The sequence below is a fragment of the Ensifer sp. Root142 genome (genome assembly GCF_001426785.1).
Lineage (GTDB): Bacteria > Pseudomonadota > Alphaproteobacteria > Rhizobiales > Rhizobiaceae > Ensifer > Ensifer canadensis.
The window spans coordinates 875,599-895,536 of record NZ_LMFK01000012.1 but is presented as its reverse complement, the minus strand read 5'-3'; the positions used below and the strand labels follow the sequence as shown (position 1 = coordinate 895,536).

Below are 19,938 nucleotides of genomic sequence, written 5' to 3'. Positions count from 1 at the left end.
CTCACATGTTGGGATAGACCGGTCCCTCGCCGCCCTGCGGCGGCACCCAGTTGATGTTCTGGTTCGGGTCCTTGATGTCGCAGGTCTTGCAGTGCACGCAGTTCTGCGCGTTGATGACGAAGACCGGCTGGCCGTCCTTTTCCACCCATTCATAGACCCCGGCGGGACAGTAGCGCGTCGACGGACCGGCAAAGACGTCGAGCTCCGACGTGCGCTGCAGCTCCGGATTCTTCACCTGCAGGTGGATCGGCTGGTCTTCCTCGTGGTTGGTGTTCGACAGGAACACCGAGGACAGCCGATCGAAGGTCAAAACACCGTCGGGCTTGGGATAGTCGATCTTTTTGYGCTGGGCGGCCGGTTCGAGGCTCTGCGCGTCGGTCTTGCCGTGTTTCAGCGTGCCGAAGAACGAGAAGCCGAACAGCTGGTTGGTCCACATGTCGAGACCGCCGAGCGCTACGCCGACCGCCGTGCCGAACTTCGACCACAGCGGCTTGACGTTCCTGACCCGCTTCAGGTCCTGGCCGATGGCGCTGTCGCGCCAACCACGCTCGATTTCGATCGGCTCGTCATTGGCGCGACCGCTGGCGATTGCCGCCGCCAGCTTCTCAGCCGCCAGAATGCCCGACAGCACCGCATTGTGGCTGCCCTTGATGCGCGGCACGTTGACGAAACCGGCCGAACAGCCGATCAGCGCGCCGCCGGGGAACGACAGTTTCGGCACCGACTGGTAGCCGCCTTCGGTGATCGCCCGGGCGCCATAGGACAGCCGCTTGCCGCCCTCGAAGGTGCCGCGAATGGCCGGATGGGTCTTGAACCGCTGGAACTCCTCGAACGGGAAGAGATAGGGGTTCTTGTAGTTGAGGTGCACGACGAAGCCGACGGCGACCATGTTGTCTTCGAGGTGGTAGAGGAACGAACCGCCGCCGGTCTTCATGCCGAGCGGCCAGCCGAACGAGTGCTGCACCAGACCGGGCCTGTGGTTCTCGGGCTTGACCTGCCACAGTTCCTTGAGACCGATGCCGAATTTCTGGACGTCGCGATCCCTRGAGAGATCGAATTTTGAAATCAGYTSYTTGGCGAGCGAGCCGCGCACGCCCTCGCCGATCAGCACGTACTTGCCGAGCAGTTCCATGCCGCGGGCAAAGTTCGGGCCCGGCTCGCCGTTGCGCTCGATGCCCATGTCGCCGGTGGCGACACCGATGACGGCGCCTTCGTCGTTATAGAGCACCTCGGTTGCGGCAAAGCCCGGATAGATCTCGACGCCGAGCGCTTCGGCATGGCCGGCAAGCCAGCGGCAGACATTGCCGAGTGAGACGATGTAGTTGCCGTGATTGTTCATCAACGGCGGCATGGCGAAGTTCGGCAGGCGGATCGAGCCGGCGGGACCGAGCAAGAGGAAATGATCGTCGGTAACCTCGGTCTTGAACGGATGGTCGGCCTCGTCGCGCCAGCCCGGCAGCATGCCGATGGGGTCGACGACGGCACCCGACAGGATATGCGCGCCGACTTCGGCGCCCTTTTCCAGCACCACCACCGAAAGCTCGGGATTGACCTGCTTMAACCGGATCGCAGCCGAAAGCCCCGCAGGCCCCGCGCCGACGATCACCACGTCGAACTCCATACTCTCGCGCTCGGGTAGATCCATCGCCTCGCTCATACCGTCTCTCCAGTCTCGCCGGTCTTCTGCCAGCTCAGTTCCCAGGCCATATCATCTCGTCATGGCAAATGCAGTTTGGCTTGTCGAGCCGGGATGCGACAGTCGATGCCCGCTTTTGCGCATGAGGTCATGAGTTTAGCACAAATGTCTATATGACGTGAACGTAAACGTAAATACGTGATTTCACCCATGTCCTTGTGGGCCGCCGCCTTGCAGCCTTGCTTTTGCCGAATAGCCATGTCAGGAGGCCGGGCATTCATTTTCCGGCGGAAGACGCCGGCAATCCCATCCGCAACCAGCATTCGGCAAGGCGCCCTACGGCGCCGGAACGGCATGCCTTTCGCTTCATTCCGGGCTCCGCCGACCTTCCCGGCACCGGCCCAGAAGGCGGCGTGCGGAACAGAGCCGTGTCGCCTTCGCAAGCCCCGGAAGGGCGCGTCGCGAAGCGACACCAAAACACAGGCGTCAGGAGACATCATATGGCCAGAGCACTGGGCTTCGATTTCGGCACCACCAACTCGGTCCTCGCGGTTTCGGCAGGCGACACCACCCATTCGATGAACTTCGACAGCATGGCTGGCAGCACCGATGCGATGCGCACGGCACTCTCCTTCATGAAGGATTCCAACCTCGGCGCGTCCGCCCTGAAGGTGGAAGCCGGACAGGCGGCAATCCGCTCGTTCATCGACAATCCCGGCGACTGTCGTTTCCTGCAGTCGATCAAGACCTTCGCCGCAAGCCCGCTGTTCCAGGGCACGCAGATCTATGCCAAGCGCCATAGTTTCGAAGACCTGATGCGGGTGTTCCTCTCCAAGCTGAAGGACTATGCCGGCGACGACTGGGCGAGCCAATACAGCCGCATCGTCGTCGGAAGGCCCGTTCGCTTTGCCGGCTCCAGCCCCGATCCGGCACTGGCGCTCGAGCGCTACAGCGCCGCCCTTTCCGAATTCGGCTTTCCCGAGATCCACTATGTCTACGAGCCGGTGGCGGCCGCATTCTACTTTGCCCAGAACCTCAAGCGCGACGCCACGGTGCTGGTCGCCGACTTCGGCGGCGGCACCACCGACTATTCGCTGATCCGTTTTGAGACCAAGGCGGGACGTCTGACGGCAACGCCAATCGGCCATTCGGGCGTCGGCATCGCCGGCGACCATTTCGACTTCCGCATCATCGACAATGTGATCTCGCCCCTCATCGGAAAGGGGAGTCTGTTCAAGAGCTTCGACAAGCTGCTTGAAGTCCCGTCGAACTACTATGCGAATTTCGGCCGCTGGAATCAGCTTTCGATCTTCAAGACGTTGAAAGATTTCACGGATCTGAAGAAGCTGGTGCGCCAGAGCCTGGAGCCGGAAAAGCTCGAGGCCTTCGTCGACCTGATCGAGCATGACGAGGGTTATCCGCTCTACCAGGCGATCTCGGCGACGAAGATGCGCCTGTCGCAGGAGGAGGAAACCGAGTTCTACTTCTCGCCGCTTGGCGAGATGTCGCGCCGCACGGTGCGCCGCGCCGACTTCGAAAGCTGGATTGCGCCTGAACTTGCGCGCATCGAAGACGCGCTCGACGAGGTGTTACAGACAACGGAAACGCCGCCCGAAAGCATCGACAAGGTCTTCCTCACCGGCGGCACCTCGTTCGTGCCGGCGGTGCGCAACCTGTTCGAGCGGCGCTTCGAAAAGGACCGGATCGAAAGCGGCGGCGAACTGCTGTCCATCGCCCACGGCCTGGCGCTGATCGGAGAACATGAGGATATCGGCCACTGGACCGCGAATGCCGCATGAAGCCATTGGACCACATTTTCTGACGTGCTAGGTTGGCGCCCATGACTTCTGCCGACAACCTCTCCCCCGGCCAACTCGCCGCCCTGCTCGCATTCCACGCGGATGCGGGTGTCGAGTGGCTGATGGAGGAGGAGCCTGTCGATCGCCTCGCCGAGTTCGAAGCGATGAAGGCGGCGCGTTCCGACGTGCGCCAACAGGCCGATTCGCGCCCACAGACGAGCGCAAGCCAGCCGGTTGCGCGCCCGGAGGCCTCGCCTGCTACGCGGCAGCCGGCCAGCTCGGCCGGTGGCCAAGCTCGCGAAACGCGCGCGCCAGCACCTGCCGTCAACGCCCCTGCTGTGGCCATCCCCGACGCCCAGGCCGTCAAGGAGGCGCAGTTTGCCGCCGAATCGGCGCGGTCGCTCGCCGAGCTGCGGTTGGCAATGGAAGGCTTCGTCGGTTGCAATCTCAGAAACAGCGCCCGCAATCTGGTCTTTGCCGAAGGCGATCCGTCAAACGGCATCATGATCGTCGGCCCGATGCCCTATGCGGATGACGATCGCGACGGGCAGCCTTTCTCGGGCAGGCTGGGCGACATGCTCAACCGCATGCTCGCCGGCATCGGACTATCGCGCGAGGGCGTTCTGCTCAGCAATGTCGTGCCGTGGCGCCCGCCGGGCAACCGCGTGCCGACCGCCCGCGAGGCCGATATCTGCCGCCCCTTCATCGAGCGCCAGGTCGCTTTGGCCGAGCCCAAGCACCTGTTGTTGCTCGGCAATTTTACGGCGCGCTTCTTCTTCGGCGGCAGCGACACAATCCACCAGCTGCGCGGCGAATGGCGTGACCTTCAGATGGGCGGACACAGCGTCCAGACCCTTGCGACCCTGCACCCGCAGGACCTGGTGACAGCGCCGATCAACAAGCGCTTTGCCTGGCAGGATATGCTTGCCTTCAAGGCCCGCATCAACGGCTGACGGCCGCCTGCCCGTTTCATGAACAAAGTGTGAAGAAAGCCATGCGGTTTGCGCATATCTGCGCAGCGTTCTAGTGCATTGCAAAATCCATGTTGCAGCGCAATATATCAACACGGGAGGAATGGAATAAGGAACAAGAACCATGACTGCCCGCTTTCGCCCGATCCACAGCAGCTTTGAGACGCTCCGTCATACGGACGCTGCCCGGCGGACGCCGTTCAACCGCTTCGGCTCGGCAGCCAACGAGCAGATGACTGCAATCGGCCTTGCCCGGACCACCCGTCCGTCGCAGCTCTTCGCCGACTTCATCCAGCGCTGATCCCCACGCGATGCGCCAAAAGGCGTGTCGCGCGAAAGAGACGACGTAAGACAAGGAACAAGATCATGACCAAGCCCATTGCAAGCCTCAAGGTCCTGTTCGATTCGATCGCCGATATCGGCACTGCCGTACGTGCCTCGCGCGAATACACCGCGCTCAGCACCACCAAGGACGCCCGCCGCGCCCATCGCTCGGCGATCAGACCACTGCTGCCGAACTGATAGCGCCCGAGGACGGACCGTTACCGTCTTTTTGCTATCGGCTGTCGCAATCGACAGCGCCTCGAAAACTGGATAGAGCCACACTCATTTCGAGTTCGAAGCGATCGGTCACTCCGGCAACCCCGTCTGACTGCCCTCGCTCCGCATCGCGCCTTCGTTGCCAGCCACCCGGTTGGTCAAGTCGGCGCGTCTTTGTTTTCAGGAGCGCCGATGCTGGCCAGTCTCGCTTCCGTCCTCAGCCTGATGCTGTCCACTTTGTTGATGATGGTGGCCTTCGGGCTTCAGAGCTACGTCATCCCGGTTCGCTCCGTCGCCGAGAACTGGTCGACGCTGACGGTCTCGGTCATTGCCACCGGCTACACGGTCGGCTTCACCCTCTCCTGCATCATCACGCCGAAATTCGTGTTGCGCGTTGGCCATGTCCGCGTCTTCACCGCACTCATAACCCTGCTTTCGATCGCCATCCTGCTTTGCGGGCTGGTCGTCGACTGGCGTGCCTGGATCGCCTTTCGCGCCATATCCGGTTTCGCGATCTCCGGCAGTTATCTCGTCATCGAGAGCTGGCTCAACGAACGGGTGACCAACGAGAACCGCGGCATGCTGTTCTCGCTCTACCTCATCACCACGATGGTCGGCACCATCGGCGGGCAATACATGGTGCCGCTGGGAGACCCGACCAACACATCGCTCTTCATCCTTTGCGGCGTGCTGTTTTCGCTGGCACTACTGCCCACGGCGCTTTCTTCCTCGCCGATGCCGGCACCGCCGGCGCAGGCGCGATTCGACATTCCAGGCCTGTTTCGCCGCTCTCCGGTTGCCGTGGTCGGCGGCTTTCTCGCAGGCGCGCTCTCGGGCGCCTGGCTGAACCTCGGCGGCGTGTTCACGCAGAAGATCGGCCTGTCGACCGGCGAAGGCGCAACATTGCTCGCATCGCTCCTGACCGGCAGCGCCCTCTCGCAGATCCCGATCGGCCGCGCCTCCGACCGCATCGACCGGCGTATCGTCATGGTCGGCTGCGGCATTGTCGGCGTGATCTCCTGCCTGGTCATGTCCGCGTCGATCGGCAGCAGCCCGACGGTGCTCTATATCGTCGCCGCCCTCGTCGGCTCGGTCCTGTTCCCGATCTATGCGCTGAACGTCGCCCATGCCAACGACCTCGCCAAGCCGGACGAATATGTCGAGATCTCCTCGGGCCTGATGATCACCTACGGGCTTGGCACGATCTCCGGCCCGTTGATGGTCGGCCCGGTCATGGATCGGTTCGGGCCGGCGGCGCTGTTCATCGTGCTTGCCGTCTATTTCGCACTCTATGCAGGCTACGCCGCCTGGCGCATCCTGCGGCGGGAGCAGCACGAGGGTCTCGTCGCCAAGACCGACTTCCAGGCGACCACGGTGCTGCCGACACCCGGACCCGACGTTACCAGCCCGACCGCCCAGCAGGCGTCGCAGGACGGCCTGATCGAGGACGACACGGTGCCTGCTTGGGAACGACAGCCGGAATGAATGAAACAGGGGCCGTCAGCCCTGTGGCGTGACGTGCTTGCGCGCACCCCTGCGCTCCAATCCAAGCCGATGCTCGCGGAAGATGATGAAAATACCGGCGCCGACAACGATGGCGGTGCCGATCAGCATGGTGCTCGTCGGGATGTCCTCGAACAGAAAATAGCCGATGATCAGGCCCAGCACGATCGAGGTGTATTCGAACGGTGCGATCGTCGACATGTCGGCGTGACGGTAGCTTTCGGTCAAGAGGAGCTGCGCGACGCCGCCGCAGAAGCCGGCGATCATCAGCAACAGGAAGGCTTTCTGCGAGATGCTCGGCCAGCCGAACGGCAGGGTCGCGAGCGAAAAGACCGAGGCCGAGAGCGAGAAATAGAGCACGATCGTGTGGGTGCGCTCGGCCCTCACCAGCTTGCGCACCAACACCATGGCGATCGCGCCGAGCGCCGCCGACAGCAAGACCGCCGCCGCCCCGAGCGCCTCGGACGACCCGAGACCGCCTTCGCGAAACAGCGTCAGCCGCGGCCAGGTGATGATCATGACGCCGACCAGACCGATGACGACGGCCGACCAGCGATAAAGCCGAACGGTTTCGCCGAGAAAAATCGCGGCAAAGGCAACGGCGATCAACGGCATCGCATAGCCAATGGCGATCGCTTCGGGGAGCGGCAAGTGCACGAGGCCGTAAAAGCCGAAGCTCATCGCCAGGATGCCGACGAAGCCGCGTGCGATGTGAGCGCCGATATCCTTCGTCTTGAAAGCGTCGCGCAACTGTCCGCGAAGGGCGAGATAGCCGAGGATCGGCACCATGGCGAAGGCGGAGCGGTAGAAGGTGATCTGGCCGGTGGCGATCTCGCTCCCGGCCGCCTTGATCAAGGTCGACATGCAAACGAAGATGACGACCGAAAGGACCTTGAGCAGGATCCCCTTCATCGGGTTTTCGACTTCGGCATCCATGGAAAACGCTTTTCGAGCCTTAGCGGAGGACCGCGGCGGCGACAGTTTGGGAGATTTGGGTGAGAGGCTCACCGGAGAACGATGTCACTCTAGCTGCGCCGGCCGCGAAAGTCGGATCAATCTTCTTGATGAACCGACTTTTTTCTTGATGAGTTCATCGCAGCAAAGACAATCGCCGAGAATTCTTTAGCGGGGTCGAAAAAAACCTTTCCGGTTTATTTCTTGTTAGTGCCACTTCGATACACGTCAAGGCGATAAGGGAGCGGGAAGAATACCGGACACCATGTCTTTTCTGCCGGAAGTGCGGTCGCCGGCATCACAATCGTGTGGCATATCCGGCTTTTCGCCCTTTGGCCTTTTCACCATCACAAGCGCCCTCTACAAATCCACCAGTAGCAAGGCGCGAGCGGGACTGACCATGCGGACAAATACTGGCCAGATCATTCATCTGGAAGACTACCGGCCGACCGACTTCGTACTTGAAAGAGTGGATCTGACCTTCGAGCTTGACCCGAAGGAAACCAAGGTCGAAGCGCGGTTGATCCTGCATCGGCGGGAAGGCGTGGACGCATCGGCCCCGCTGGTGCTTGACGGCGACGAGCTGGTCATGACCGGCCTGCTGCTCGACCAGGAAGAGCTTGCAGCCGCGCTCTACGACGTGACCGACGACACGCTGACGATCCGTGGCCTGCCCGAGACCGCCCCGTTCGAAGTCACCATCACCACGATGCTCTCGCCCGAGACGAACACCAAGCTGATGGGTCTCTACCGCACCAACAGCGTCTATTGCACGCAGTGCGAGGCGGAAGGCTTCCGCCGCATTACCTACTTCCCTGATCGTCCTGATGTACTTGCCGTCTATACGGTCAACATCATCGCCGACAAGAAATCCGCTCCGCTGCTGCTGTCCAACGGCAACTATCTCGGCGGCGCCGACATGGGCGATGGCCGGCATTTCGCCGCCTGGTTCGATCCGCACCTGAAGCCCAGCTATCTCTTCGCGCTGGTTGCCGGCGATCTCGGCGTGGTCGAAGACACGTTCACCACCATGTCCGGCCGCGAGGTCGCGCTGAAGATCTATGTCGAACACGGCAAGGAGCCGCGCGCAGCCTACGCCATGGACGCGCTGAAGCGCTCGATGAAGTGGGACGAAGAGACGTTCGGCCGCGAATACGATCTGGATATCTTCATGATCGTCGCCGTCTCCGACTTCAACATGGGCGCCATGGAGAACAAGGGGCTCAATGTCTTCAACGACAAGTACGTGCTGGCCGATCCGGAAACGGCCACCGACGCCGACTACGCCAATATCGAAGCGATCATCGCGCACGAATACTTCCACAACTGGACCGGCAACCGCATCACCTGCCGCGACTGGTTCCAGCTCTGCCTCAAGGAAGGCCTGACGGTTTATCGCGACCACGAGTTTTCCGCCGACATGCGCTCGCGCGCCGTCAAGCGCATCGCCGAAGTCCGGCACCTGAAATCAGAACAGTTCCCAGAGGATGCAGGCCCCCTTGCCCATCCGGTCCGGCCGACGAAATACCGTGAAATCAACAACTTCTACACGACCACGGTCTATGAGAAGGGCTCCGAAGTCACCCGGATGATCGCGACCCTTCTCGGCCGCGACCTGTTCAAGAAGGGCATGGATCTCTACTTCGAACGCCACGACGGCCAGGCTGTGACGATCGAGGATTTCGTCGCCTGCTTCGCCGATGTCAGCGGCCGCAATCTCAGCCAGTTTTCGCTCTGGTACCATCAGGCGGGAACGCCGCTGGTGACAGCCTCCGGCGCCTATGACGCAGGCAAGCAGACCTTCACCCTGTCGCTCGAACAGACCGTGCCGCCGACGCCGGGCCAAAGCGCCAAGGAGCCGATGTACATTCCGCTGCGCATGGGCCTGCTCCTTGGAAACGGCGCGGAAGCCGACCTTTCGAGCGTGGCGAGCGCAGATATCACCGGCGACGTGCTGCACCTCACCCAACGCAAGCAGACGGTGGTTTTCTCCGGCATTACTTCGCGCCCGGTGCCTTCATTCAACCGCGGCTTTTCCGCTCCGATCAACCTGCATATCGAGCAGACCGACGACGACCTGGCGCTGATCGCGCGGCACGAAAGCGATCTCTTCGCACGCTGGCAGGCACTCAACGCCATTGCACTTGCCAATCTGGTATCCGCGACGGCCAACGCCCGTGCGGGCAAATCCGTGACCTGCGAAAAGGCGCTGCTCGACGGCCTTGTCGCCGCGGCGGCTGACGACGGACTGGAGCCGGCTTTCCGGTCGCAGGCGCTGTCGCTGCCGAGCGAAGCCGACATCGCCCGCGAGATCGGCGCCGACAACGACCCCGATGCCATCCATACCGCCCGGCAGCAGATCCTCAAGGCGATTGCGGTTTCCGGCCGCGGAACCTTCCTTCGGCTTGCCGACGAAATGGCGTCGACGAGTTCCTTCAGTCCGGATGCGGAAAGTGCGGGACGTCGAGCCCTGCGCAACGCCGCACTCACCTATCTCGTCCATGGCGAGGATGATCCGAAACGGGCAGCAGAAGTCTTCGCAGCCGCCGACAACATGACCGACCTCAGCCATGCACTGGCATTGCTCGCGCACCGGTTCCCGGATGCGCCAGAGACGGCTCAGGCACTGGCAACCTTCCGGAAACGGTTTGCCGACAACGCGCTCGTCATCGACAAGTGGTTCGCGGTGCAGGCGACAATCCCCGGGGCCGGGACGCTCAATCGCGTCAAGGCGCTGATGACCGAGCCGCTATTCAATGGCAATAATCCGAACCGTGTCCGGTCTCTGGTCGGCAGCTATGCCTTCGCCAACCCGACAGGCTTCAACCGCGCCGATGGCGAGGGCTACCGTTTCCTCGCGAAGCAGATCCTCGATATCGATCCGCGCAATCCGCAGCTCGCGGCACGCATCCTGACTTCGATGCGCTCCTGGCGCTCGCTTGAAGACACGCGCGCCGATCATGCCCGCAATGCGCTGAAGGAAATCGCTGGCGCGACCAAGCTTTCGGCCGATGTCAGCGACATCGTCGAGCGCATGCTCAAGGCCTGAAAAGGCCGGGAATGCAGGCATTTTTCAAGGGCCGGGTCGCTCGCTCGACCCGGCCTATTATTTCCCAACGATTAGAAATGGTTAAGAAATCTTTACCATTACCTCTGGACAAGGCGAATCGCCCTGTGATTCATTGAGTCAGATTCGGGCGAGCGGCGCGCCGAATCATCAGAGGGTTTCACATTGGGTAAGATGGCGGACGCGCGACCAGCGAGCGCAGCCGACGGGCGGTTGCGACTCAAGTTTTCGGGCTTTTCCGGCCTGGAACGCGAGTTCATCTCGCAGGCGAAGATTTTCGCCGAGCCGACGTCGCAGCGTCTTGCGAGCGCGGAACCTATTCTCAAGCGCTCTATCCCCATCCTCATCATCGCATTCCTGATCATAGTCGCCGTTTCGCGCATGTCCGGCATCATGGGCGAGCACGCCCGGATGGAAGACAACTCGCGCCAGACGGTCGGGCTTGCCGCGGCAACGGCGGTCGCGGCGTTCCAGGCTGACGGCATGACGCTGTTCGAAGAGGGCCGGCGTTGGGATGCCGAACAGCGGCTGACCCAATACCTGCCCAACACCATGCTCGACGCGGGCATGTTTCTTTTGACCGTGCGCAAGGATGGACGGATCTTCGCCAGCACACCTGATGGTGTGCCGCTGATCGGCCGGACGCTTGCCTCGGTTGCACCCGATATCGCCACGCTGCAGTATTACGGCGAGCATTCCAGCGTCATGAAGACGGCCATCAACGGCGTCGACCATATCGTCGCTTTGGCGCAGTTGCCGGAAGCGGCCGGCGTCGTCCTGGCGGCAACGCCGGTGACCCAGCTCGAAACGGCCTGGCGCGACGAGGTTTCGCTGAATGTGACGCTGTTTGCCGGCATCTCGGCGATCCTGCTGGTGGTGCTTTACGCTTATTACATCCAGGCCAAACGCGCCCGCGACGCCGACGGGGTGTTTGCGGAATCGAACCTGCGGGTCGAAACCGCCCTGTCGCGCGGCCGCTGCGGCCTCTGGGATTTCGATCTTGCCAACCGACGGCTGTTCTGGTCGCGGTCGATGTATGAGATGTTGGGCATGCCCGGCGAAAGCAGCGTGCTTTCCTTCGGCGACGCCGCACGGCTGATGCATCCGGACGATCGCGGTATCTATGGCGTGGCGCGGACAATTGCCCGCGGCGATGCGCGACAGATCGACCAGGTGTTCCGCATGCGGCATGCGGACGGCCATTATGTCTGGCTGCGCGCCCGCGCCGAGATCATCCGCACCGTTTCAGGCCGCGCCCATCTCATCGGCATCGCCATGGATGTCACCGAGCAGCACCGCCTCGCCCAGCGCTATGCCGAAGCTGATCAGCGTCTGGCCGATGCCATCGAATGTACGTCCGAGGCCTTCGTCCTCTGGGACAAGCAGGACCGCTTGGTCATGTGCAACACGCACTACCAGGAAGCCTACAAGCTGCCGGATCACGTTCTGGTGCCAGGCACCGAACGCATCGCCGTACACGCCGCTGCGGCACGCCCGGTAGTGGAACGCCGCATTGCGGATCCTGACCGTAGCAACCATTCGCAGACCACCGAAGTGCAGCTCGCCGACGAGCGTTGGCTGCAGATCAATGAGCGGCGCACGCGCGACGGCGGCCTCGTTTCTGTTGGTACCGACATCACGCTGCTCAAGCGTCACCAGGTGCGGCTGCGCGAATCCGAGCGCCGGCTGATGGCGACCATCGGCGATCTCTCGGCTTCGCGCATGACCCTGGAGCGGCAGAAGACCGAGCTGTCGATCGCCAACGCCAACTACCAGGCGGAAAAAGAACGGGCCGAGGCGGCGAACCACGCCAAGTCGGAATTCCTGGCCAATATGTCCCATGAGCTGAGGACACCGCTCAACGCCATTCTCGGTTTTTCGGAGATCCTGCAGACCCAGATGTTCGGGCCGCTCGGCTCGGAGAAATACGATGAATACTCGCGCGACATTCACGACAGCGGCAAACACCTGCTGAACGTCATCAACGACATCCTGGACATGTCGAAGATCGAAGCAGGCCATATGCGCATCAGCCGCGAGACCATCGATCTCGCGCCGCTGATCGAGGAGACGCTGCGTTTCACCACGATCCCGGCGCAGCAGAAGAACATCCATGTGGTGCAGCAAATCGCCTCGGGCCTGACCGTGGTCGCGGATCGGCGGGCGATGAAGCAGGTGCTGCTCAATCTCTTGTCGAACGCGGTCAAGTTCACCAATGAAGGCGGGCGCATTTCGCTGCGCGCCCGCAAGGTCACGGGCGCTGTGACATTGACGATCGCCGACTCCGGCATCGGCATCCCGCGTGATGCCCTGCAGAAGATCGGCCAGCCCTTCGAGCAGGTGCAGAGCCAGTATGCCAAGAGCAAGGGCGGCTCCGGCCTCGGGCTTGCCATCTCCCGGTCGCTGACGCGCCTTCACGGCGGAACGATGAAGATCCATTCCGCCGAAAATGTCGGCACCATCATTTCATTGCGCATGCCCGATCGCGACAGCGACCCGCAGCCCTATCCCGAAACCACCGACTGAAAAATACGCCGGACGGCCTTCGACAGCCGCCTGATATCCGCCTCCAGCGTTTTCAGGTCGGGATAGTCCCCTGCCCGGCAGACGAGATCGACAAGACCGGCAGGCGCCTCCTTCGGGTCGAACTCGCCTTCGATGCACAGGCGCACGATCTGCGACAGCTCGGTAAAGAGGCTCAGCGCCTCCATCGTCGTGTCGAGATCATTGGGGTTCATCATCGCACCGCCGAGGACCTTCAAGGCGTCGGCCGTGTGGGCGCCGGCCTCAAGCGGCGGCACGCCCTTGGCGGGAGCGATCAGCGCCAGGTACTGCGCAATGAACTCGATATCGACCAGGCCGCCGGGGATCAGCTTGAAATCCCAGATGTCGCTTGGCGGCTTCTCGCTGTCGATCATCTCGCGCATCGAGATCACGTCAGTGCTGACCTTGGCGACATCACGCGTGTGGCCGAGCACTTCGGCGAAGATGGCATCGGCTTGCGCCTTCAGACTGTCGTCGCCGCAGATGCAGCGCGCCCGCGTCAGGGCCAGATGCTCCCAGGTCCAGGCCTCTTCCCGCTGGTACTTGGCAAAGGCGTTGATGCGGGTGGCGACCGGGCCCTTGTTGCCGGACGGCCGCAGCCGCATGTCGACCTCATAGAGTACGCCCTCGGCTGTGGGCGCTGAGAGCGCTGCAATCAACCTCTGCGTCAACCGGGTAAAATAGCGCATCGGATCGAGCGGCTTGCCGCCATCCGATTCCGGGGCCGCGTCGTCATAGTCGTAGAGCAGGATCAGGTCGACGTCGGAGCCCGCCGTCAACTCGTGGCTGCCGAGCTTGCCCATGCCGACGACGACAATGCGCCCACCCGGAAAATCGCCATGGACCGAACGGACCTCGGCGAGCACCGCGTCCACTGCGGCAGCGATGATCAGGTCGGCGAGATCGGTAAAGGCGCGACCGGCCTGCGCGCCCGAAATCGAGCCGGTCAACAGGCGGATGCCGATCAGGAACCGCTGTTCGGCGGCGATGATGCGCAGCCGGTCGAGCACCTCTTCATAGTGGCGGGCGCCGGCAACGAAGTTGGCGATGCGCGGCGCCAGATAATCCCGGGTCGGCAGCTCCGCCAGAAGGCCCGGGTCGAGCATGCCGTCGAACACATGCGGCCGCGCCGCGATGATCTCGGCCAGCCTTGGTGCCGAGGACATGATGTTGACGATCAATGACAAGAGCCGCGGATTGTTGCCGAGCAGCGAAAACAGCTGGATGCCGGCCGGCAGGCCCGAGATGAAATGGTCGAAACGCAGGAGCGCCTCGTCGGCGCGCCGGCTTTCGCCGAAGACGCGCAGGAGCTGCGGCGTCAGCTCCGTCAGCCGCTCGCGCGCCTCGACCGACTGCGTCGCGCGGTAGCGGCCGTAATGCCAGGTGCGGATCGTGTGCGAGATGTCCGACGGCCGCTGGAAGCCGAGCTTTCTTAGGGTCTCGAGCGTATCGGGATCGTCGCGCTGGCCGGTGAAAACCAGATTGCCCGTCTCGCTCGAAAGCTTCGCCTCCTGCTCGAAGAGCTGGGCATAACGGCGCTCGACGGTGCGCAGCACCTTCGACAGCGCCTTGGAGAAGGAAGCCGTATCCTCGAAGCCGAGCATGAAGGCGATCCGCTTCAGCTCTGCCTCGGTCTCCGGCAGCACATGGGTCTGTTCGTCACGCACCATCTGAATGCGGTGCTCGACATCGCGAAGGAACCAGTAGGCCTCGACCAGTTCGGCCGCGGTCGTCTCGTCGATCCAGCCGGCCGTTACCAGCGCATGCAGCATCGGCTCCGTCGCCTTCAGCCGCAGTTCGGGCATGCGTCCACCGGCGATCAGCTGCTGGGTCTGAACGAAGAACTCGATCTCACGAATGCCGCCGCGGCCGAGCTTGATATTGTGTCCCTTGACCGCAATCTCGCCATGGCCCTTGTGGGCGTGAATCTGCCGCTTGATCGAATGGATGTCGGCGATTGCCGCATAGTCGAGATACTTGCGGAAGACGAACGGCGTCAATTCCTTCAAGAAGGCATCGCCCGCAGCTATGTCGCCGGCAACGGGCCGCGCCTTGATGAAAGCTGCGCGCTCCCAGTTCTGCCCCCTGCTCTCGTAATAGAGCATCGCCGCCTCGACGGGGATTGCGAGTGGCGTCGAGCCGGGATCCGGGCGCAGCCGCAAGTCGGTGCGAAAGACGTAGCCGTCGCCGCTGCGCTCCTGGAGAATGCGGATGAGGCGGCGCAGAAGCCGGCCGAAGGTCTCGGATGCATCGTCGCGATCGATGATGATGCCGGACTGCGGATCGTAGAAGACCACGAGATCGATGTCGGAGGAGTAATTGAGCTCGAAGGCGCCGAGCTTGCCCATGCCGAGCACGACAACGCCAGACCCCCGGCTCGGGGCCGTCACGTCCTTGAGCGCGAGCTTGCCGCCCTGGTGACCGCTCAGCAGCAGATGATCGATCGTTGCCGAAACGGCAGCGCCGGCAAATTCGCTCAGCCAGCGCGTCGTCTCGCGACCGTCGAAATGTCGTGAGAGGTCCGCAAGCGCAACGGCGAAGGCTAGCTCGCGCTTGGCCTTTCGAAGCCGCGTCATGATCTCGGTATCTGGCAGTGCCACGCCGGGCTCTGCCGATACCCAGGCATCCCGCGCCCGCCGGACCCTTTCGGTGAGAAATTCCTGCAGCGGCTCCGACAGGAGCTGTTCGAGTATGCCGGGCTGGCTGCCGCCGGTGTCGCGCAGGAATGGCGACAGGGCAAAGGCAGCGACGATGAACGCCTTGAACGGCGTTTCGGATGCCAGCAGACGGCTGATCTGGTCATGGCCCTTGGCCATATCCTTCAGCACCGACAGCGCGGATTTGGCGTCAGCCTGGCTTGCCGGTTTGATCGGCGCCGTCTCCATGCCCCACCAGTGCCCTGCCATCGTGTCCTGCATACCGTTCCCCCGTGTTCTCCGCAAACCGGTCTATCAGGTCGCGGACGCCGGGAAAACCATGTGTACCGTCAGTCCCTTGCAGTTGTCAGCGCCATCAGCATCGGTTGCAGCCAGATCCAGCACACCATGATGCATCTCCATCACTGCCTCGACGAGCGACAGGCCGAGACCCGTGCCGGGCTTGGAGCGGCTCTCATCCAGCCGAACGAAGCGCTTGACGACTTCGTCGCGCTTTTCCCTAGGAACACCCGGCCCGTGGTCGGCAACCGAAAGAACGACTTTGCCGTCGCGCCTGCCGAGCGAAACCTTGATCAGCGGATCGGCGGCGCCTTCGGCATATTTGATCGCATTGTCGAGTAGATTGCCGAGCGCCTGGCCGACAAGCTCGCGATTGCCCGAAATCACCATGCCTGGCGCCACATCCGCCTCCAGCCGCAGGCCGACATCTTCGGCGACTGGTTCATAGAGTTCGACGCAATCCGACACAATCTGCGAAAGGTCGATCTCGCTCATCTCGGCAGCAGCCGAACCCGCTTCGACGCGCGAAATCATCAGGAGCGCATTGAAGGTGCGGATCAGCTGATCCGACTCGCCGATGATTTCCTCCAGCGCGCCGCGCTGACTTGTACCCTTGCGCGCAAGTGCGGCTTCCGCCTTGTTGCGCAGCCGCGTCAACGGTGTCTTCAGGTCGTGGGCGATGTTGTCGGAGACCTGGCGCAGCCCCTCGTTCAGCTTCTCGATGCGGCCGAGCATCGCGTTCAGCGATTCGGAAAGCCGGTCGAATTCGTCGCCGGAACCGCTGGTCGGCAGACGCTGCGACAGGTCGCCCGCCATGATCTTGGTGCTCGCCTCGGACATGCGGTCGATGCGCTTCAGCGCATTGCGGCCGATGGCAAACCAGATGATCAGCGCACCGAGGCCCATGATGCCGAGGGCGACCATCAGCGCCTGGCGCACCAGCGCACGAAACTTCTGCGGCTCCTGCAGGTCACGGCCAACAAGGATGCGCAGGCCGTTGTCGAGCATCAGCACATGGGCAAGTGCCACATGGCTGTCCTGGCGGGTCTCGTCGGTATAGCGCTGGTAGGCAAAGGGTTTCTCCGTCCAGCCTTCGCGATCGAGAAGGCCCGGCTCCAGGCTCGCCACATTGCCAGCAAGGATTTCACCGCTTGGCCCGGCGATCACATAGAGATTGGCGCCAGGCTGGCGCGCGCGCCGTTCCAATGAGCGCAGCAGCCCATTGATCCCCGCACGGGTATAGACCTGCTCGATCTGGGTCACCTCTGCGGTCACTGCGTCGCGCGTCTGCTGCTGTAGCAGACGCTCGGACATGCCGGTGACATAGAAGACGAGAAAGGCGGCGCAGAGCGAGAAGAGGATCAGATAGAGCGCGGACAACCGGACGGCGGTTGTCCTCAACAGGACGCCGAGTTTGCTCATGCGCTGGCGGTCCGGTCATCCTTGATCATATAGCCGGCGCCGCGCACGGTTCGGAGCAGCGGCAGATCGAAGTCCTTCTCGATCTTGGAACGCAGTCGCGACACGTGCACGTCGATGACATTGGTCTGCGGATCGAAGTGATAGTCCCAGACGTTTTCGAGCAGCATCGTGCGGGTCACGACCTGGCCGGCATTTTTCATCAGGTACTCGAGCAGCCGGAACTCGCGCGGCTGCAGCGGGATTTCCTTGCCCTGGCGGCGAACCGAGTGCGACAGGCGGTCGAGCTCGAGATCTCCGACCCGGTAGACCATGTCCTGTTCCGGCGTACCCTTGCGGCGGCCGAGCACTTCAACGCGGGCGAGAAGCTCGTTGAAGGCATAGGGTTTCGGCAGGTAGTCGTCGCCGCCGGCGCGCAGACCCGTCACCCGATCATCGACCTGGCCGAGCGCCGACAGAATGAGCACCGGCGTATGGACTTCCTTGCGACGCAGCTCCGAAATCACCGACAGGCCATCGCGGCGCGGCAACATGCGGTCGACCACGAGAACGTCGTAGCTGTTTTCGCTGGCCATGAAGAGGCCGCTTTCGCCGTCGCTCGCGTGATCACAGACGATGCCGGCTTCCCGGAACGCCTTTGCCAGATAGGCGGCTGCCTCGATATCGTCTTCAATAATAAGAATCTTCATACGCGTGACCATAGTCCCGGACCCCTGTCTGTCTCAACCGGTTTCGGTTCTTCCGACAACCGGCATGGCGATCACTTCGCCCCAAACGGCCGGCGCCGCGAAATCGCTTGGATATCGCGGCGCCCTGGTCATTCATTCGCAGCCGCGATCAACCCTGATCGATGGGAAGCGCCACGAAGCGGCTGCCGTTCTCGGCCTCGATCTGGAAGAGCGCCTTGCTGCGACCGTCCTTCTTGGCGATGTTGATCACCTTGAGGATATCGTCCGCCGACTTCACTTCCTGATTGTTGACGGAAACGATCTTCTCGCCCTGCTTCAGGCCACGGTCGCTGGCGTCCGAGTCCTCGTCCACCGAGGCAATCGTCACGCCCTTGCCGTCATCCGACGGCGTCACCGTCATGCCAAGGTCGGCCAGGGCCTGCTCGCTCGACGGCTGGGTTTCCTCGGACTGGTTGCCCTGATCCGTGGCCGCTTCCTTGTCGTCCTTCGGCAGCGTGCCGATCTCGAGCTTGACGGTTTCCGACTTGCCGTTGCGCCACAGTGCAACGTCGACCGTGGTGCCCGGGCGCATGCCGGCTACCTTGCGGGCAAGATCGCGCGGATCCTTGATCGTGTCGCCGTTGAGCGCAGTGACCACGTCGCCCTTCTTGATGCCGGCCTTGTCGCCCGGCGAGCCGGCCTGCGGCTCGACGACGAGTGCGCCGGCTGCCTCAGACAGACCGAGCGATTCGGCGATATCCTTGCTCACCGGCTGGATCTGAACACCGAGCCAACCGCGCGATACCGAGCCGTCCTTCATCAGGTCGGCAACGACGTCCTTGGCGACGGATGCCGGAATGGCGAAGGCGATGCCGACATTGCCGCCCGACGGCGAGAAGATCGCGGTGTTGATGCCGACCACTTCGCCCGAAAGGTTGAAGGTCGGACCACCCGAGTTGCCGCGGTTCACCGCTGCGTCGACCTGCAGATAGTCGTCATAGGGACCCGAACCGATATCGCGGCCACGGGCCGAGATGATGCCGGAGGTTACCGTGCCGCCGAGACCGAAGGGGTTGCCGACGGCAACGACCCAGTCGCCGACGCGGACCTTGTTGTCGTCGGCCCAGCTGACATAGGTGAACTTGCGATTGTCATCGACCTTGAGCACGGCGAGATCGGTGCGGCTGTCCTTGCCGATCAACTTGGCGTCAAGCTCGGTGCCGTCATTGAGGATGACCGTGAACGCAGAGCCATCGGAAACGACGTGATTGTTGGTGACGAGGTAACCGTCTTCGGAGATGAAGAAGCCGGAGCCTTGCGAAGTCGGGCGCAGGCGACCTTCGCCGTGCGGGCCACGACGGCCGGGGCCGCGTTCGGCACGGTCATCGCCGCGCGGGCCGCCGAATTCCTTGAAGAAACGCTTCAGCGGGTGATCGTCGGGAAGCTCATCCAGACCGCGACCGCCAAAATCGAAGGTGAAGCCATTGCCCTCGTCGGAAACGGGATTAGCACGCGACTGGACGCGGACGGAGACTACGGCCGGGGAAACCGCGTCGACGACATTGGCAAAGCTCGGCACCTGGGGCGCATCGACCTTGACGGGTTCGGCGAAGGACTGGGCAATCGTGGCCGGCAGGCCGGAGGTCAGCATGACGGCCGCAAGACCCGCAACGGTCGAGGTCTTCAGAACAGTCTTGAGGGAGGGACGCAGGAGTTTGGTCGTAATCATCCGTTTTGCCTTTTCTCTTCCTTGAAGCCGCTGGAAGCAGCTTCGGCATCTTGATTTCGAGGATCGCCGCGGGGGTAGCGATTTCGCTCTTGGCTGACTGGAGGAACAGCCGATGACGAAAGATGTAACGGATTGGACCTTACTGAGTTCTGTCCGGAGGATGAATTTTTGG

14 protein-coding genes are annotated in these 19,938 nt (G+C 62.6%); 7 read left to right on the top strand and 7 right to left on the bottom strand.

Annotation, left to right across the window (positions count from 1 at the left end; genetic code table 11):
• Window position 1: 1 nt before the first annotated feature.
• Complete coding sequence (locus ASD52_RS16825; RefSeq protein WP_057224811.1) at window positions 2–1,657, bottom strand: electron transfer flavoprotein-ubiquinone oxidoreductase; 1,656 nt, start codon at window positions 1,655–1,657, stop codon at window positions 2–4.
• 59 nt (window positions 1,658–1,716) lie between these two features.
• A complete protein-coding gene (locus tag ASD52_RS38450) occupies window positions 1,717–1,959 on the bottom strand; it encodes a hypothetical protein (protein WP_128090422.1) in 243 nt (80 codons plus the stop codon).
• A gap of 177 nt (window positions 1,960–2,136) precedes the next feature.
• On the opposite strand from ASD52_RS38450, the gene ASD52_RS16820 reads away from it, so the two are divergent.
• From ASD52_RS16820 to ASD52_RS16810, 5 genes are all read left to right on the top strand, one after another.
• Complete coding sequence (locus tag ASD52_RS16820) at window positions 2,137–3,435, top strand: Hsp70 family protein (RefSeq protein ID WP_025426357.1); 1,299 nt, start codon at window positions 2,137–2,139, stop codon at window positions 3,433–3,435.
• 41 nt (window positions 3,436–3,476) lie between these two features.
• Window positions 3,477–4,388, top strand: coding sequence for a uracil-DNA glycosylase (locus ASD52_RS16815; RefSeq protein ID WP_025426356.1), 912 nt, complete (start codon window positions 3,477–3,479; stop codon window positions 4,386–4,388).
• 142 nt (window positions 4,389–4,530) lie between these two features.
• Window positions 4,531–4,707 (top strand): hypothetical protein, encoded by a 177-nt coding sequence (locus ASD52_RS39360; RefSeq protein WP_107026881.1) that lies wholly within the window; start codon window positions 4,531–4,533, stop codon window positions 4,705–4,707.
• A 65-nt stretch (window positions 4,708–4,772) separates the two neighbouring features.
• Complete coding sequence (locus ASD52_RS39355; protein ID WP_164474923.1) at window positions 4,773–4,928, top strand: hypothetical protein; 156 nt, start codon at window positions 4,773–4,775, stop codon at window positions 4,926–4,928.
• Window positions 4,929–5,138: 210 nt separating this feature from the next.
• On the top strand, window positions 5,139–6,431 hold the full coding sequence (locus ASD52_RS16810) for an MFS transporter (RefSeq protein WP_025426355.1): 1,293 nt from the start codon (window positions 5,139–5,141) through the stop codon (window positions 6,429–6,431).
• A 15-nt stretch (window positions 6,432–6,446) separates the two neighbouring features.
• On the opposite strand, the gene ASD52_RS16805 is transcribed toward ASD52_RS16810, so the two are convergent.
• Window positions 6,447–7,385, bottom strand: a complete 939-nt coding sequence (locus ASD52_RS16805) for a DMT family transporter (RefSeq protein ID WP_025426354.1) — start codon at window positions 7,383–7,385, stop codon at window positions 6,447–6,449.
• A gap of 418 nt (window positions 7,386–7,803) precedes the next feature.
• Between ASD52_RS16805 and pepN the strand changes: the two genes are divergently transcribed.
• Window positions 7,804–10,452: an aminopeptidase N gene (gene pepN / locus ASD52_RS16800; protein ID WP_057224832.1), complete on the top strand. Its 2,649-nt coding sequence runs from the start codon at window positions 7,804–7,806 to the stop codon at window positions 10,450–10,452.
• Between the two features lie 183 nt (window positions 10,453–10,635).
• Window positions 10,636–12,996: an ATP-binding protein gene (locus ASD52_RS16795; RefSeq protein WP_025426352.1), complete on the top strand. Its 2,361-nt coding sequence runs from the start codon at window positions 10,636–10,638 to the stop codon at window positions 12,994–12,996.
• Here the strand turns inward: ASD52_RS16795 and ASD52_RS16790 are convergent.
• From ASD52_RS16790 to ASD52_RS16775, 4 genes are all read right to left on the bottom strand, one after another.
• Complete coding sequence (locus ASD52_RS16790) at window positions 12,975–15,932, bottom strand: bifunctional [glutamine synthetase] adenylyltransferase/[glutamine synthetase]-adenylyl-L-tyrosine phosphorylase (RefSeq protein ID WP_057211472.1); 2,958 nt, start codon at window positions 15,930–15,932, stop codon at window positions 12,975–12,977. The genes ASD52_RS16795 and ASD52_RS16790 overlap by 22 nt on opposite strands.
• Window positions 15,933–15,965: 33 nt before the next feature.
• Window positions 15,966–17,372 (bottom strand): ATP-binding protein, encoded by a 1,407-nt coding sequence (locus ASD52_RS16785; protein ID WP_025426350.1) that lies wholly within the window; start codon window positions 17,370–17,372, stop codon window positions 15,966–15,968.
• Window positions 17,369–18,070, bottom strand: coding sequence for a response regulator transcription factor (locus ASD52_RS16780; protein ID WP_025426349.1), 702 nt, complete (start codon window positions 18,068–18,070; stop codon window positions 17,369–17,371). Before ASD52_RS16780 ends, ASD52_RS16785 begins: the two co-directional genes overlap by 4 nt.
• Before the next feature lie 136 nt (window positions 18,071–18,206).
• Window positions 18,207–19,766: a Do family serine endopeptidase gene (locus ASD52_RS16775; protein WP_057224809.1), complete on the bottom strand. Its 1,560-nt coding sequence runs from the start codon at window positions 19,764–19,766 to the stop codon at window positions 18,207–18,209.
• Between the last annotated feature and the right edge of the window lie 172 nt (window positions 19,767–19,938).

Coding starts and splice junctions, on each gene's coding strand:
- pepN (WP_057224832.1), top strand. CDS start 7,804: ATGCGGACAAATACTGGCCAGATCATTCATCTGGAAGACTACCGGCCG.
- ASD52_RS39360 (WP_107026881.1), top strand. CDS start 4,531: ATGACTGCCCGCTTTCGCCCGATCCACAGCAGCTTTGAGACGCTCCGT.
- ASD52_RS16810 (WP_025426355.1), top strand. CDS start 5,139: ATGCTGGCCAGTCTCGCTTCCGTCCTCAGCCTGATGCTGTCCACTTTG.
- ASD52_RS16775 (WP_057224809.1), bottom strand. CDS start 19,766: ATGATTACGACCAAACTCCTGCGTCCCTCCCTCAAGACTGTTCTGAAG.
- ASD52_RS16790 (WP_057211472.1), bottom strand. CDS start 15,932: ATGCAGGACACGATGGCAGGGCACTGGTGGGGCATGGAGACGGCGCCG.
- ASD52_RS16815 (WP_025426356.1), top strand. CDS start 3,477: ATGACTTCTGCCGACAACCTCTCCCCCGGCCAACTCGCCGCCCTGCTC.
- ASD52_RS38450 (WP_128090422.1), bottom strand. CDS start 1,959: ATGCTGGTTGCGGATGGGATTGCCGGCGTCTTCCGCCGGAAAATGAAT.
- ASD52_RS16780 (WP_025426349.1), bottom strand. CDS start 18,070: ATGGTCACGCGTATGAAGATTCTTATTATTGAAGACGATATCGAGGCA.
- ASD52_RS39355 (WP_164474923.1), top strand. CDS start 4,773: ATGACCAAGCCCATTGCAAGCCTCAAGGTCCTGTTCGATTCGATCGCC.
- ASD52_RS16805 (WP_025426354.1), bottom strand. CDS start 7,385: ATGGATGCCGAAGTCGAAAACCCGATGAAGGGGATCCTGCTCAAGGTC.
- ASD52_RS16820 (WP_025426357.1), top strand. CDS start 2,137: ATGGCCAGAGCACTGGGCTTCGATTTCGGCACCACCAACTCGGTCCTC.
- ASD52_RS16785 (WP_025426350.1), bottom strand. CDS start 17,372: ATGAGCAAACTCGGCGTCCTGTTGAGGACAACCGCCGTCCGGTTGTCC.